A 15,103-nucleotide genomic window follows, 5' to 3' on the forward strand; every position below is an offset into this window, starting at 1 on the left:
CAGCTATTCTGGGGTGAGGGAGTAGGTGCGGTAATTTACTAATCCAAGTTGCTAGTTATAGAACTTTAAAATATTGCAATCGCGGTTTTTCAAACAAAACCCCGATTTTCCGGTAAGGCTTTGGAAAAAATGCACTCAATATATTTAAATTCATCCGTTTTAAGCTGCAACAGAAATTGCCTTAGCTTTAAGCGAAGGCTCTGGAATGGGTTGACCATCTTCTCGGAGCGTGTCAATATAAAGCTCAATTGCTTCTTTAATATTATTTTCTGTTTCTTCTAGTGTCTTACCTGTAGAAATACAACCGGGCAAATCTGGAACATAAGCTGAATAGTTACTCCCAGCCCATTCAAAAATAACAACATATTCTTTCATTACTCGTCCTCCAGTTGTGCTTGTTTCCAGATGCTTTTGAGAGTTCCTATGGCTACTTCATCAGAAAAATTACCCGGTACAACTACGATACCGGATTTTTGAGGGTGCTTTAGGACTCTATGACTTCCTCGCATTCTCGCTTCATACCATCCATCGCCTTCTAATCGCTTCAGTACCTCACGAACTTTCATTATTTCTCCTTTCTAATTTTAAATTATAAAAATTGTGGACGAGCGCGATTGCCTACCGCACGCTACGCGATCGATTATTCTCCAAATACGAATGTTTTCGTCAGCCTACGCGAGCGCCCCTAAATCATACATATTTTGCTTTTTTTGTCAACTTATTTTACTGAACTGGCGCTCTAGCCTCTTTGGCGGTCTGTCTGACGGGGATATCAATCCAAAACTCTGTCCCTTCACCGGGTTGGGACAAACACTTCAAATTTCCGCCGTGTTGATCGACAACAATTTGATAGCAGATGGATAATCCCAAACCTGTGCCTTGACCCACTGGTTTAGTGGTGAAAAATGGGTCAAATATTTTGGCTTTTACATCATCGGTTATCCCAGATCCGTTATCTTTTATACAAATCCTTACCCAATCGCGATCGATAACTTCGGTACGGATGGTAATCCGACTGGGACTGTTTTTGATTTCTTCTGGCGATCGCTTTTTGTCTTTTTCTTGCAGAGCGTCGATCGCATTACTGATAATATTCATAAATACCTGATTCAATTGCCCGGAATAGCACTCGATATCTGGCAAATAACCGTACTCTTTCATAACTTCAATCCCCGGAGATCCCGGTTTACTTTTGAAGCGACTTTGTAAAATTAACAGGGTACTTTCAATGCCTTCTTCAATTCTTACTTGCTTCATTTCCGCTTCGTCCAGCCGAGAGAAATTTCGCAACGTTAAAACGATATTGCGGATGCGATCGGTTCCCACTTGCATCGAAGATAGTAATTTCGGTAAATCCTCAATTATATATTGCATATCCGCTGTTTCTGTGTATTCTTGAATTTGTGGATTGGGATGCGGATAAAACTTTCGATAAAGGTGAAAAAGCTGTATTAATGTTTCGCTGTATTCATTTATATGAAAAAGATTACCGTGAATGAAATTGACGGGATTGTTAATTTCGTGAGCTACACCTGCCACTAATTGCCCCAAACTAGACATTTTTTCCGTTTGCAGTAGTTGAGCTTGCGTTTGTTTGAGGTTATAGAGCGCTTGTTGAAGTTCTTTTTCTGCTTGTTTGCGTTCGATAATTTCTCGTTCTAAGGCTTGATTTGCTTCGCTCAATTCTAATGTACGATCGGCTACTTTTTGTTCCAAATAGCGATAAAATTCAGCCAGTTGTTCTGCCATTTTATTAAATGTTTTTGCCAATATTCCCAATTCATTGCGTGCGGTAATATCCACTCTGATATCGAGATTCCCAGCACTAATTTTAGAAGCGACATCTGTCAGGTGTTCTAGGGGTAAAACAACCGACCTTGAGAAAGCGAACCCCAAAGTAACTACTACGACAGTTACGAGAAAAAGAGAGCCGCCCATAACAAACGTCATTCTACGAACCGGATCGTAAACTTCAGCAGTTGGCAATTCTACTACCACAGTCCATTGCACGCGACGTACCAAGGTAGCGGCTCCCAAAACTTCTTCGCCCTTCAATCCCCGGTAAATTAAGAATTTTTCGATATCGGCTTCGGATGAGGATAATTTTGATATATTCTGGATAAAAGGACGTTGGGAAAGGTTTTCTATTTTAAAGGTATTGGGTGTACTTCCCTTTTTAGCAATGAGATTAAAGCGGTCATCAAGAACATAAACGTAACCACTTTTATCTACATTGATTTGAGACATAACCAAAGATAAAAAATTAAGATTTATCCGAGCGAATAATACTCCATCAACATGATTTTTCCAATTTCGGATAGGAACTGCTATCCAAGTTATTGGTAAGTTGGTTTTGGGGTCTATTTCTACTCGACCTAGATAATTTTCTCCTTCCTTAAACGTTTGGGAGAATAGAGGAGATTTAGCAAGCTTGACCAAAACGGGATCGGATGGAGATATTGGTTTGTATGGGGACATAGCTTGGACAACTTTGCCTTGATTGTTGATAATACCAACGATTTCGTAGGCACTGTTGCTATTAACAAGTCCTTCCAGTACACTGGCTAAAGTTTGGTCGGAAAACTCTGTCAATCCACGCAATCCCGCTAGGTAATTTAATTGACGCTGTAAGTCATTCAGATAAGTACCGATTTCGCTGGCGGCGGAGTGCGATCGCTCTTGCTGTAGCAGTCTTGACTGTTCCACCTCGCTGAGGAAGCTAAGATAGATTAATGCGCCTCCCGTTACTGCCAGACTTGCGATCGCAATTGATACAAGGCCGTAGCGCAATTGGTTGGCGATCGAAAAGATCCGCTCTCGAAAATCCTTCCTATTTGGACTATCCATAAATAGTCTCGGCTCCCTTATCTTAGTGTATAGGTTATAACATCCAGTTAACGGCGATGGCCCATTGAACTGCCGTTAACAGTTAAATGGCCTAGATATTTGTGAAACTATATGTTATTTAAGCTACATAAACTCTTACTACCAGATCTTTTAAAGTCTATTTCGGATTGGTTTAAACTTCGTTTAACAGCAATATTTCTATTGCTGTTTGCTGGTAGTTTGGCCTTAAGTTTAGCTTTGGGAAGTTGTAATTCCAGTACGAATAGCAATTCTAGTGTCGCTTCTTCAGGCGATGGGATTGGGAAAGTAACAGTAGTGCGAATCGGTCATCAACCGCACGGCGCACCGATTCTGCTCAAAGCCAGAGGTACTCTAGAAAAACACTTGGCATCGATGGGTCTTTCCGTACAGTGGGTGGAATTTCCCGCTGGGCCACCGATTATGGCAGCGATGGCAGAAGGAAAAGTTGATATGGGAATGGCAGGGGAAGTCCCGCCTTTGTTCGCACAAGCAAGCGGTGTACCTCTGGTGTATGTTGCCAACGAGCAACCCGTTCCCACAATGATGGGTATTTTGGTACGAAACAATTCGCCAATTAAAACGTTAGCTGACCTTAAAGGTAAAAAAATAACTGCGACAAAAGCATCAGCAGGTCACTATCTGCTCATACAGGCTCTCTTGCGAACAGGCTTGACACTTGACGACGTACAAGCAGTTTATCTGCCTCCACCAGAAGGACAGGAAGCTTTCCGGCGGGGAGAAGTAGATGTTTGGGTAGGTTGGGACCCGTTTTTGGCAATTTTAGAAGACAGTATGCCAGTTCGGTTGCTGGCGAATGGTGAGGGGTTGACGAAAAATACAAACTTTTATTTTGCCACTCGCTTTTTTGCCAGTAAATATTACGATATTGTCAAAATTGTCATCGAAGAAATGCGACAAGTAGGGATTTGGGCTAGCAATCATCCCCAGTTAGCTGCCAAAATTATAGCTGCTAATACTAATATGAAATTGGCAACAGCGCTAAAAATCACAAAACGAAATTTTTATGGAGCGCAACCGATTCAAGATCGAGCGATCGAAGAACAACAAAGAATTGCAGATACTTTTTTCCGGTTAGGTTTGTTGCCCAAACAAATTCGCGTTGAAGATGTGGTATGGAAGGGAAGGTCTTAGAATTAAAACATAACAGAAATAAATCCGCTCCGGTGACATGAAAACAGACACGATATTTTATCGGTTATTCCAATCATTTCCTAGCATTTTCTTTGAACTGATCGAGCGCTTTTTAATATTATATAAGAAAGAAGCGATCGCACTCACATCCATCCCCAAAGACGATTGCACATGAATTCATACCCAAAGGAGATAAAAGCTAGTAAACTTTATATATGGCTTAGACGTAGGTTGGTACGTATGAAATTAATGACGGAGTACACCATTGTTCTTCAGCCTGATGACAATGGCACTTTTGTTGCCTACATCCCAGCAATTCCCGGTTGTCATGCCTGGGGACAAACACCTGATGAAGCGCGTGCGGAATTGGTGAATGTTTTCGACATGATTCAAGAAGAATATTCCGAACAAGGTCGCGACTTGCCTGATGATGTTAAATTGGTGATTGCCAATGCCAGAAGACAGCAAGCGAATTGGAACGAGTTGCCAAAAAATTGGGTTTTGTAAAGGTACGACAGAAAGGTAGTCACGCTCGTTGGCAACATCCAGATGGACGATCGACAACTATTCCCATTCATGGAAATTCGGAAATCGGTAGTTGGCTATTTTATGAAATTCTCAAACAATTAGGTATTAGTGAAGAAGAGTTTAATCAATTTTGATGAATAATGCGATCGCACTCTCCAATTCAACAAGTACGATCGCACCGAATCCATACGCAAAAGCGATCGCATTTTCCATTTCTCCACAAAAACCTTCCATTTCTCCTCATCACCCGCCTGCGAATCAATTCGCAGGCTGATAGCGAAAGTCGGATTTATCCGACTGAATACATATTTTCTTTTCTTCAGTCCACTTCAGTGGACTTTCGCTATGAGCCTGGGGTTTGAACCCCAGGCGGGCCTTTCGCTATTAAACTGGGGTTTGAACCCCAGGCGGGCCTTTCGCTATTAAACTGGGGTTTGAACCCCAGGCGGGCCTTTCGCTATTAAACTGGGGTTTGAACCCCAATCGGGCTATAAGCACTTGACATTAACCCAATTAAAAGTATTAAAATATACTTAAAATTTAAACACTTCCATCAAACATGAAACTAACCGAAATACTTGGCCCAGATGGAGAAAAAATTTATATTCAATACGATGAAGAAGAAAGCGACGAACTGCAAGCAGTTGGATATATTGATGATATCAAACAAAGAACGGAAAAATTTAAAACTGCAATGGCTAGCACCGTGCGGGGTTACTCCAAGTTGGTGTTAGATACGATACAAAATAATATGGCAGATTTGGAAAAACCCAGTAAAGTAACCTTGGAATTTGGCATCCAGGCGGGTGGGGAAACTGGCGTACCTTTTGTGACCAAAGGAACGGCACAGGCGAATGTTAAAGTAACAGTAGAGTGGGATTTTACCAAAGCGCAAACAGCCGCAGCTAACCAGCCGACTGCACCATGAGCGACTACAATCTTGATATGCTCAGAGAAGCGATGGTGAAAATCCTTGGTTCTGATGGGCAGACAGTTTCCGGTTCTGGGTTTATAATTCGTTCCGATGGTTATCTCGTTACTTGTCATCATGTTATCTATCAGTTAGGGTTGCTGAAGGTAGAGTATCGCGGACAAGTTTACGAGGCGGAATGGTGCGAAGAATTTTCTAATCCAGAAGTTGATATTGCGATACTAAAAATAGATGTTGCGGATGCTAAAGCGGTGGCGATTATTAATCCTCAGCATCTATTGACATCGGTAACGGTTTATGGTTTTCCGCCGTCACAAAAGAAGTTTTTTCCTGAAGGGATTGATGTCTTTGCCGAAAATATCCGTCGCAGTGCGCCTGTTAATACGATTAGTACCTATCGTTCTCGCGAAATTAGTGCTAATAATGCTTGGAATAAGTTACCGCAGGAAAAGTCTACTTTTAAGTCTCACAGAATAAATGAAAAAGTCGAGGCGGGAACTAGCGGTGGGGCTGTTTTTGCACAAGAATTGGGCGGTGTGGTGGGGGTGATTCAGTGCAGTAAAAGCGATGAAAGTTATGTGATTCGCTGGGATAATATTACTGAGATCTTGGAGCGATTGGGATTAGAGCCGCAGAAAAATGCTGTTTGTAATTTTTTAGGGGAGATTGAGCAGCAATATAAGTTTATCAGGTTGTTTCACACGGCGCAAGAGATTGTTTTGCAAGACCAATATATTCCGATTCAGGTGACGCTGGAACGGAAATATCGCCATGAGGTAGAAAGTTTTTGGGGATATTTGGAATCGGAGGCAGAAGCTAAACGCGCTTATGCTTTTAAAGGGTTTGATGAATCGCGACAAGTTGAAGTTGATTGGGAAAAGGCGAGAAATGAACATCAAAAAATTATGGTTCTCGCTGACCCTGGTATGGGAAAATCTACTTTGTTGAAAATGGAGGCGCTAACTACTGCCAAAGCGGAGAGGGAGAAGCTTTTCGGAAATCTGGTCAATATCGATGAGGCGATTTTTCCGCTGGTTATTCGGTTATCTGATTTGGCGGAAACAGAGGCCGAAATTTTTGATGCGATTCCTGGGATTATTCAACGAGATTATCCCAAAACTTCCGTATTAATTGACGAACTATTAAAGAAAAAGTTAGCTAATGGCAAATGTCTGCTGCTTTTGGATGCTTTGGATGAAGTACCGAAAGCGCAGCGAAATCGGTTAGCGGAAAAGCTGAACCGATTTACTCGTAATTATCCTTGTCGGATTATTTGCACTTCTCGGATTGTCGGTTATGGTGGCGCATTTGTCGAGGGTGCGAAAGAGGTAGAAATTGTTCCCTTTAGCCAAAAGCAAACGAAAAATTATATTCAAACTTGGTTTAATAATGCGGCGGGATATATTAATGATGATGCGGTTTCGGCTGAGGGATTGATTGGGGAACTGGGGAATAAACCGCAAATTCAGGGATTGGCGCAAAATCCCCTGCTGTTATCTTTGCTTTGCAGTCTTTATCAAGAAAAAGAATTACACCTTCCCGCACGACGCAGCCAAGTTTATCAACAAGCTGTGGATTATATGCTGAGGAAATGGCGGGGTGAGAATAAAAGACTGTTGTGCGAAGATGGTTGGGTAATTGCCAAAATCGGATTGTTGCAAGATATCGCTTATCATTTTAGCTGCGATGGGAAGGAGATTTTTTCATTGCTGGAACTCTCGGAGAGAATTGATAAGTTTCTGCGTGAGAATCACAAAAGCGATTTCCGGGATGTGAAGACGGCTGAGTTAATTAAGGAACTGGCGGAAGAAGATGGCATTTTGCAAAAACTGGACAGGGATGGAGATAAGTATCTGTTTCTGCACCGGACTTTTCAGGAGTATTTTGCTGCTTCCTATTTGCTGGGGAGGATTGATTTAGCGAAAGCTCAGTTTTGGGAATATGACTGGCATGAAACTTTGAGTTTGCTGGCGGGATTGATGGAAAATCCCGTGCTTTTGGTGGCAGCGATTATGGGTGAGAAGGATGATATCTTTCGTAGTTTGTTGTTATTGGCGGGTAAATGTATCGCTGAATGTAAAGATAGTGAGCATCCTTTGTTTGAACAAGTAAACGACAGAATTTATAGGTTTTGGGAATCTTATCCTAATGCTGATTTTATCAAGTCGGCTGTTGTGGCTTTAGGTAAAGCTAATTCATTAATATGTCGAAAGTTGCAAGAGGCTCTTAATTACAATCGAAACAGCGATGTCAGAATGTGCGCGGTAGAGGCTTTGGGAAACATTGGGCATCCCCAAGCGGTAGCGGCCTTAATTGAAGCTCTCCACCATGAAGATAGCTATTTCAGAAGGGACGCGGCAGAGGCTTTGGGGAAGATTGGCCATCCTCAAGCGGTAACGGCGTTAATGGAAGCTCTCCACCATGAAGATAGCGATGTCAGATACAAAGCGGCATGGGCTTTGGGCGAGATTGGCAATCCCCAAGCGGTAGCGGCGTTAATGGAAACTCTCCACCATGAAGATAGCTCATTCAGAAGCTACGCGGCAGAGGCTTTGGGGCAGATTGACAATCCCCAAGCGGTAGCGGCGTTAATGGAAGCTCTCCACGATGAAGATAGCGATGTCAGAAGGTACGCGGCAGTAGCTTTGGGGGACATTGGCCATCCCCAAGCGGTAGCGGCGTTAATGGAAGCTCTCCACGATGAATCTAGTTATGTCATATTCAACGCGGCAGTGGCTTTGGGGCAGATTGGCCATCCCCAAGCGGTAGCGGCGTTAATGGAAGCTCTCCACGATGAAGATAGCGATGTCAGATGGAAGGCGGCAGAGGCTTTGGGGAAAATGGGCCATCCCCAAGCGGTAGCGGCGTTAATGGAAGCTCTCCACGATGAAAATATCTATGTCAGAAGGTATGCGGCATGGGCTTTGGGGAAGATTGGCCATCCCCAAGCGGTAGCGGCGTTAATGGAAGCTCTCCATGATGAAGATATCTATGTCAGAAGGTACGCGGTATGGGCTTTGGAGAAGATTGGCCATCCCCAAGCGGTAGCGGCGTTAATGGAAGCTCTCCATGATGAAGATAGCGATGTCAGAAGTAAAGCGGCACAGGCTTTGGGGAACATTGGCCATCCCCAAGCGGTAGCGGCGTTAATGGAAGCTCTCCACCATGAAGATAGCTCAGTCAGAAGCAGTGCGGCATGGGCTTTGGGGGACATTGGCCATCCCCAAGCGGTAGCGGCGTTAATGGAAGCTCTCCACCATGAAGATAGCTCAGTCAGATGGAAGGCGGCATGGGCTTTGGGGCAAATTGGCCATCCCCAAGCGGTAGCGGCGTTAATTGAAGTTCTCCACCATGAAGATAGCTTGGTTAGAAGCAGTGCGGCAGAGGCTTTGGGGAAGATTGGCACTTCAGAAATACTGGCAAAGCTGATTAAATTCCCTCAAATAAACATCAGAAGCAGTGCGGCAGAGGCTTTGGGGAAGATTGGCACTTCAGAAATACTGGCAAAGCTGATTAAATTCCCTCAAATAAACATCTATGACTCTGACATATTTCCCGTCGCCAGAAAGCTAGCAGTTCGATTCAGCAAGGAACGACGGGATTTGATTCCTGTTTATCCAGAGAAAGTCAGATACTCACCAATCTGGGTAAAAGTCCACCGTCTCTTCAGAATCATCGCTCAACGTATCCGTCGCATCCAGCGTTATCTTTCCACCCGACTAACTAAGCGTCGCCCTCATCCTGTTCGATAAAATAACTCTGACAACCATTGCACAAACGCCTTTACTATTTACCGGAGATAACCAATGGCAATACTGCAACTAGAAAACGGTACTACTTACACGCAATTAAACGATATTGCGCCAATTCTCGCACCTTTAAATATCCAGATTAATCGCTGGGAAGTGGGAGATAACCCTAATTTGCATCATCTCCTATCCCAAGATAGCCTCAGCGATGAGGAAAAAGAACAGGTACTCACCGCTTTGGATGGCTATTTTGCCCAACTGCAACAAAATTACGGCTATCAATCTCGCGATTTGCTGGTAATCCATTCAGCTATCCCAAATCTAAATACAATGATGGGAAAATTTGCCACTATCCACACTCACGCCGATGATGAAGTGCGCTATGTAATTGATGGGGAAGGAGTTTTTGGTTTTGTGTTACCGGATGGAAGTCAAGTAGAATTAACGGTGCAAAAAGAAGAATATATCAATGTACCAGCCGGAACGGAACATTGGTTTCATTTAACTTCATCGCGGCGGATTAAAGCGGTGCGCTATTTTATTTCTACTGAAGGTTGGGTTCCTCAATATACTGGTAGAGAATTGCGTTTTGGGCAGGAGGTTGGTGTTTAGGTTTTTTGGTAGAGTGTTAGGGATTGATTTTTTACCACAGATGAAGCACAGATGAACACAGATGAACACAGATGAATTTTGGATGGGTTGAAGGAGTTAATTTTGAAAACGATCGTTTTTTGTGATTTTGATGGTACTATCACGGTTAAAGAAACTTTTGAGGCAATTTTAAAGCAGTTTGCACCGGAAGTTTCAGCGCAATTGATGCCAGAAATGTATGCTCGAAGGTTAACTTTGCGGGAAGGAGTGCGGCAAATTCTGGAATCAATTCCATCGGCGCGTTATGAGGAAATCATTGAGTTTACTAGGGGTCAACCAATTCGCGATGGATTGATAGAATTACTCGATTTTCTGGAGTTCCAAGGCATACCTTTCGTAGTCGTTTCGGGAGGGTTGCGCGGAATGGTAGAAGTTGTGCTTGGGGATTTAGTAAATCGGGTGTATAATATCCATGCTCTCGATTTAGATACCAGTGGTGAATTTCTACGGGTGATATCTAAATATGAGGGCGAAACGGAATTAATGGCTAAGGTGCAGGTGATTGAAGAATATGGGGTGGAAAATGCGATCGCAATTGGTGACTCCCTCACCGATCTTAACATGGCACTGCACGCGCCCGTTGTTTTTGCACGCGATCGCCTAGCCAAATACCTCGACGAACATCAAAAATCATACATACCTTGGGATGATTTTTTTGATGTGCAGGGTTACTTAGCAAAATTGTGGAAGTTAAACTCTTAATCTAAAATCGAATGATGAGCGATTGCCAAGTGCTATCTACTAATAATACTTTAAAATTAGATCCCCGTTCCGATCTAATTGCTGCTGCATCTCAATTTTATAAACAAGGTTGGATGGTGGGGACGGCGGGGAATCTTTCGGCGCGTTTACCTGATGGCAGTTTTTGGATTACTGCGAGTGGAAAATCGAAAGGAGAATTGACAATCAGCGATTTTATTCGGGTGGGAAATGATGGTATGATATTGGAGCGATCGCACTCCGATCTCAAACCATCTGCGGAAACCGAAATCCATCAAATTATCTATCAGCTATTCCCAGAAGCGCAAGCTTGTTACCACGTTCATTCCATTGAAGCCAATTTAGTTTCTCGGTTTGGCGAAGAAGATAACTTGTTGTTACCACCTTTAGAAATGCTCAAAGGATTTGGCATCAAAGAAGAAAAGCCTCGCTGCTTCATCCCTATTTTTGCCAATCATCTCCAAGTATCTAAGATAGCAGAAGAAATTGGCGATCGCTTTCGCATCCACCCTCCTCAAATACCAGCATTACTGCTCAGAGATCACGGCGTCACCGTTTGGGCAAATTCTACGGAAGTCGCTCGCAACTATATAGAGCTAGTAGAATATATTTTCCGTTATATGGTGGTAGCTTGTCAAGTTAATATTCAATATTAGCAAACTAATTAGTGAGGTAATCTCATGGCTAGTCAAACTATTCGCGTTGTCGCTCGTCTCGTTGCTTTACCGGAAAAAGTAGAGGAACTGAAATCTGTGCTGTTGGGAATTATAGAACCAACGCGGAAAGAAGCGGGTTGTATTAAATATGAATTGCTGCAAAACAATGCCGATCCTGCTGATTTTACATTTGTAGAAGAGTGGGAATCCGATGCTTTACTAGATGCACATTTAGGTTCCGAACATATCCAAAAAGCGATAGAGAAATTGGCTGGATTAGTTGCGGTTGCACCGGATATTCGCCGATATAGCCTTTTGGCGTAATATTAACTCAAGTTGCTATTTACTTGAACTTCTTAGTATGTTGTTGCGCTTTAGCGCTCTTTAAACGACTCGGATAAGAGCGCTAAAGCGCAACTACGTACCTAACACAATTAACACTGCAAATCGACGATCGCTTGTTTGTCGATCGTTTCCATCATAACACGCAAGTCTGCGGAAATTTGACGATCGACATTTAATTTTTTCACCGCCGTATCAAAACTTTCGCCTCTCAGCATGAATTGAGCTATTTTTTGCAATTCACCCCAAGTTAATTCGCTTTCTACGTAAGCTTTAGAAATGGTAATCAACAAATATAGGTAGTTGTTTCCTTCTGCTTCTGTCATCATTGTATGGGGAATATTTAACTTTTCATCAAAGCAGTAATACCAGGATTTCGGCTGATATTTTACTACTGCTTTAAATAAGTCCTGATGTTCGTGAATATTAACGGCTTTATCGTCTTCGCTGGAAATGATTAACATCGGACTAGCTGGAGTATTTTCCACGCGATCGAGTATTTTCTGTCCCAGATCTAAAAATAACCGCAAAGCCGGAATGAGAAAGCCATCATAACCATGACTTCCCGGATTATCTTTATTCAACCATTCATAATAAAAAGGTAAAACCGACACAAACCAATTTACAATTCTCAAGTTGCTACCAAGATAAGCAGCGAAAAGTAAAGCTTTGCTAATTTCTTGCGGACGTTCTAGTGTTAACCAAGCCACTAAAGTAGCGCCACTGGAATCGCCGCCAATTATTACTTCTTTTCCTAATTGTTTAACTACCTGCAACCATTCGATCGCAAATTTTTGATAAACTTCCACATTCTCTGGTAAAGGCGGTGGATTATCGCCGTTCCAATCTCCCGCGATTCCGTGACCGGGTTGCAAAGGAACTAATACATTATAACCTAATTGGAAAAAAGCTTTTCCTAACGGTTCAAACTGATAGGGTGCAGCCGTAAATCCGTGGAAAAATAGGAAAACTTTTTCCGTTGGATGCGGGTGGAAAAAGAATCGCGATCGACACTCTTCATTTTTCAAAGGTAGAGCATCTTCGCGAATTTTTGCTGCTTCGATAATCGTTTTTGTTATAATTGAGTAATCAGTCATTGTTAGTCCGAATAGACGATCGTTTCAGCACACCCACCAAAACCAATAATCCCAAAGCTAATGCCAATATCACTGCTGTCAGAGCGATCGCAAGTTGATTAGCTTGACGCACGGCAATTGCTACCAACGCCCAAACGATGACAAGGGGGAAGGCAAAGTCATCTCGTGTCACCTTAATTGTAGCTGCGATCGCACCCGCCACAACCATGACAATGACTGTCCAGATTTGCGGGCTAATTAGCCCACCCTTCCAACCTAAACTATATAGTGCGATCGCCACATTGACAATAGTCGCGACGCTAATCCAACCTAAATAAATGCTTAAGGGAACTTGCACTAACCACTTCTGATTTCTCGATACCCTTCTTTTCGCAATTCCTAATTCCAAGTATATGCCAATCAGGGGCAATAAAATTGCCAACATCGCCAATAAAGAACGGGCAAATAATTCGTACTCAAAAACGAACACCCAGACAATCTGCGCCAAACTTGCCATTACTAAAAAATAACCGCTCCGACGCAGATAAGGGTCTTGCCTTTGCGCGGGGAGGAATTGGTAAATGGCAAAACTAATTAACCCTAGATAAATTAATCCCCAAATCGCAAAAGCATAATTAGCCGGAATAATGAGGACGTTCTTGAATAGGATATTGGAAATTTCACCAATTGTACGTCCGTTGGGTGGAAAGAGATTGCTATATATATTGATGCCGAAGGCAGCCAGAATAGCAATTAAGTTGGCCCATTGCCTGATGCGATCGGAGTCCAAGCGATTTGTGTAAGTTGTCATCAGATCGATCTCCTCTTACCATTTTTTAGAGTATAAAACGCTAAGCTATTCCTTACGTCCTGGGGGAAAATTTTCTTTTCCCGGTACACTTTCAATTGCCACCAACGCCGCACGGGAAGCCGCCAAAATATCTCGTTCTGCACCACCCAGGTACACTCGTCCGAAACTGCCGATCGGGTGAACATCTAATATATTAATCAGAGCCGCTTTCTCTGCTTCGTTCGCCGCCAGTGGTGCGTAAGCGGCTGGCTCAACTTCTAACACATAAAGCGTTTGACCTGTAAGAATCATCTGTCCCCGCCGTCCGCGATTGATCAGTTGTGTTTGGTAAGAATCAATATTGCGGATAATTTGGCTGGAAATCACTCGCGGTTTGATACAATCTTCTCTGCGGACTCCGATCGTCTCCAATATCGCTTTACCAGCAGCCCGCGTCTCCCCTTGCACGCTAGAATGAATCTCCAGAAGACCGTAAAGCCTTTCCACAGCTAGCACCGCCGGACGTACAGAGGCAGATTTCAACGCGACATCGGTAATCCGGTTAATTTCTATACCAGGCGAGATCTCAATCCACAGGGACGCATCCCCCGGTAACGGCAAAAACCCTTGGGACACCGTGCCCAAGTAAGCGGCGTATTGAGGCTGCAAGCTGTCTAGAAATACGTAACTGCGGAGTTCTATACCCAAGATTTTTATCCCCGTGCTGAGAGTGCAAAACGAATAGGATGCAAAATTTGAGTATAAAACGATCGGCTACCAGTTTTAGGCAGGATGAGTTAATACTGAGGCAAGCTGAGCAGGACGAGACAAGTGCGGGCAATGTCCTCCCGGCAGTTCTATAGCATCAATTCCCAATCGCTTACGTGCAGCGTAGCGCGACCATGCAGGAGAAATTATCCGGTCATCAGTACAAACAATATATTTATACTCTACTTTTGGTAAAGAATTCAGCGGATTGATATCATAAATGTATGCCATCGATCGTTGCGATCGTCCTTTTGAGAGCGCCCAGCGCATGACATCCGGTTCGCAATCGTGATAGAAAAGTTCTATCAATACTGCTTCATCTGAAAAATCTTTACCAACAGAAACTGGATTAAATAGAGCGGGTTCATCATTGAATTGTGCGAGTAGACTTTGCTCTTTTGGTTCGTAATTTAACGATTTGAGACTATCCGGATCGAGATTATTGGAAAATTGGTCAATTGTACTGAATCCCGGACATGGAATAAGCGCACTGAGAAATACTAATTGACGCACTTGACGCGCTTCTGCAACAAGGGGAATAACAGTACCAGCCATTGAGTGACCGACGAGGACAATATCATCATCAGTTTTTGGCAGCGCTTGAATTACTACATCTGCAAATTGCGATAAACTTGCCGATGCGTCTTCAATTGGCAAATCCATTGCTACTGTTTTGTGACCTTGCGCTTCTAAGTAAGGAATTAATAAATCCCAAGACCAAGCGCCTTGGAAAGCACCGTGAACTAGACAAAAAAGACTCATAGGTAGGGGTTAGGGGTTAGGGGTTAGGGGCTAGGGGTTAGGGGTTAGGGGTTAGGGGCTAGGGAAGAGGGAGAGGGAAGAGGGAGGAATTTTGACTTTTGACTTTTGAC

Annotated in this window: 17 protein-coding genes; 10 read left to right on the forward strand and 7 right to left on the reverse strand. The window is 43.2% G+C overall.

Annotation, left to right across the window (positions count from 1 at the left end; genetic code table 11):
• Positions 1-159: 159 nt before the first annotated feature.
• From ACE1CD_RS04685 to ACE1CD_RS04695, 3 genes are all read right to left on the reverse strand, one after another.
• A complete protein-coding gene (locus ACE1CD_RS04685; protein WP_374800908.1) occupies positions 160-375 on the reverse strand; it encodes a type II toxin-antitoxin system HicB family antitoxin in 216 nt (71 codons plus the stop codon).
• On the reverse strand, positions 375-566 hold the full coding sequence (locus tag ACE1CD_RS04690) for a type II toxin-antitoxin system HicA family toxin (protein WP_374800910.1): 192 nt from the start codon (positions 564-566) through the stop codon (positions 375-377). Before ACE1CD_RS04690 ends, ACE1CD_RS04685 begins: the two co-directional genes overlap by 1 nt.
• Positions 567-723: 157 nt before the next feature.
• Complete coding sequence (locus ACE1CD_RS04695) at positions 724-2,847, reverse strand: ATP-binding protein (protein WP_374821931.1); 2,124 nt, start codon at positions 2,845-2,847, stop codon at positions 724-726.
• Between the two features lie 111 nt (positions 2,848-2,958).
• On the opposite strand from ACE1CD_RS04695, the gene ACE1CD_RS04700 reads away from it, so the two are divergent.
• From ACE1CD_RS04700 to ACE1CD_RS04745, 10 genes are all read left to right on the forward strand, one after another.
• On the forward strand, positions 2,959-4,020 hold the full coding sequence (locus ACE1CD_RS04700) for a sulfonate ABC transporter substrate-binding protein (protein WP_374800914.1): 1,062 nt from the start codon (positions 2,959-2,961) through the stop codon (positions 4,018-4,020).
• 37 nt (positions 4,021-4,057) lie between these two features.
• Positions 4,058-4,195, forward strand: a complete 138-nt coding sequence (locus ACE1CD_RS04705) for a DUF2887 domain-containing protein (protein WP_374821934.1) — start codon at positions 4,058-4,060, stop codon at positions 4,193-4,195.
• A gap of 65 nt (positions 4,196-4,260) precedes the next feature.
• On the forward strand, positions 4,261-4,527 hold the full coding sequence (locus ACE1CD_RS04710; RefSeq protein ID WP_374821937.1) for a type II toxin-antitoxin system HicB family antitoxin: 267 nt from the start codon (positions 4,261-4,263) through the stop codon (positions 4,525-4,527).
• A complete protein-coding gene (locus tag ACE1CD_RS04715) occupies positions 4,515-4,682 on the forward strand; it encodes a type II toxin-antitoxin system HicA family toxin (protein WP_374821940.1) in 168 nt (55 codons plus the stop codon). The genes ACE1CD_RS04710 and ACE1CD_RS04715 overlap by 13 nt, the downstream gene beginning before the upstream one ends.
• Positions 4,683-5,107: 425 nt before the next feature.
• On the forward strand, positions 5,108-5,476 hold the full coding sequence (locus ACE1CD_RS04720; protein WP_374821942.1) for a CU044_2847 family protein: 369 nt from the start codon (positions 5,108-5,110) through the stop codon (positions 5,474-5,476).
• Positions 5,473-9,231 (forward strand): HEAT repeat domain-containing protein, encoded by a 3,759-nt coding sequence (locus ACE1CD_RS04725; RefSeq protein WP_374821945.1) that lies wholly within the window; start codon positions 5,473-5,475, stop codon positions 9,229-9,231. Before ACE1CD_RS04720 ends, ACE1CD_RS04725 begins: the two co-directional genes overlap by 4 nt.
• A 54-nt stretch (positions 9,232-9,285) precedes the next feature.
• Positions 9,286-9,840 carry an acireductone dioxygenase gene (locus tag ACE1CD_RS04730; protein ID WP_374821948.1) on the forward strand — a complete coding sequence of 185 codons (555 nt, stop codon included), beginning with the start codon at positions 9,286-9,288 and terminating at the stop codon, positions 9,838-9,840.
• A gap of 102 nt (positions 9,841-9,942) precedes the next feature.
• Positions 9,943-10,581 carry an HAD-IB family phosphatase gene (locus ACE1CD_RS04735; RefSeq protein ID WP_374821950.1) on the forward strand — a complete coding sequence of 213 codons (639 nt, stop codon included), beginning with the start codon at positions 9,943-9,945 and terminating at the stop codon, positions 10,579-10,581.
• A 14-nt stretch (positions 10,582-10,595) separates the two neighbouring features.
• Positions 10,596-11,255, forward strand: coding sequence for a methylthioribulose 1-phosphate dehydratase (mtnB, locus tag ACE1CD_RS04740; protein ID WP_374821953.1), 660 nt, complete (start codon positions 10,596-10,598; stop codon positions 11,253-11,255).
• Positions 11,256-11,279: 24 nt separating this feature from the next.
• Positions 11,280-11,579 (forward strand): putative quinol monooxygenase, encoded by a 300-nt coding sequence (locus ACE1CD_RS04745; RefSeq protein WP_374821956.1) that lies wholly within the window; start codon positions 11,280-11,282, stop codon positions 11,577-11,579.
• A 110-nt stretch (positions 11,580-11,689) separates the two neighbouring features.
• Here ACE1CD_RS04745 and ACE1CD_RS04750 read toward each other — a convergent pair whose 3' ends face one another.
• The 4 genes from ACE1CD_RS04750 to ACE1CD_RS04765 form a co-directional block, all read right to left on the reverse strand.
• On the reverse strand, positions 11,690-12,694 hold the full coding sequence (locus ACE1CD_RS04750; RefSeq protein WP_374821958.1) for an alpha/beta hydrolase: 1,005 nt from the start codon (positions 12,692-12,694) through the stop codon (positions 11,690-11,692).
• Positions 12,687-13,484: a tryptophan-rich sensory protein gene (locus ACE1CD_RS04755; protein ID WP_374821961.1), complete on the reverse strand. Its 798-nt coding sequence runs from the start codon at positions 13,482-13,484 to the stop codon at positions 12,687-12,689. The genes ACE1CD_RS04750 and ACE1CD_RS04755 overlap by 8 nt, the downstream gene beginning before the upstream one ends.
• Positions 13,485-13,529: 45 nt before the next feature.
• Entirely contained in the window at positions 13,530-14,171 is a 642-nt protein-coding gene (locus tag ACE1CD_RS04760; RefSeq protein WP_374800939.1) for a hypothetical protein, read from the reverse strand.
• 75 nt (positions 14,172-14,246) lie between these two features.
• Complete coding sequence (locus ACE1CD_RS04765; protein WP_374821964.1) at positions 14,247-14,993, reverse strand: alpha/beta fold hydrolase; 747 nt, start codon at positions 14,991-14,993, stop codon at positions 14,247-14,249.
• Between the last annotated feature and the right edge of the window lie 110 nt (positions 14,994-15,103).

This window comes from Aerosakkonema sp. BLCC-F183 (assembly GCF_041929145.1).
Classification (GTDB): Bacteria; Cyanobacteriota; Cyanobacteriia; order Cyanobacteriales; family Aerosakkonemataceae; genus Aerosakkonema.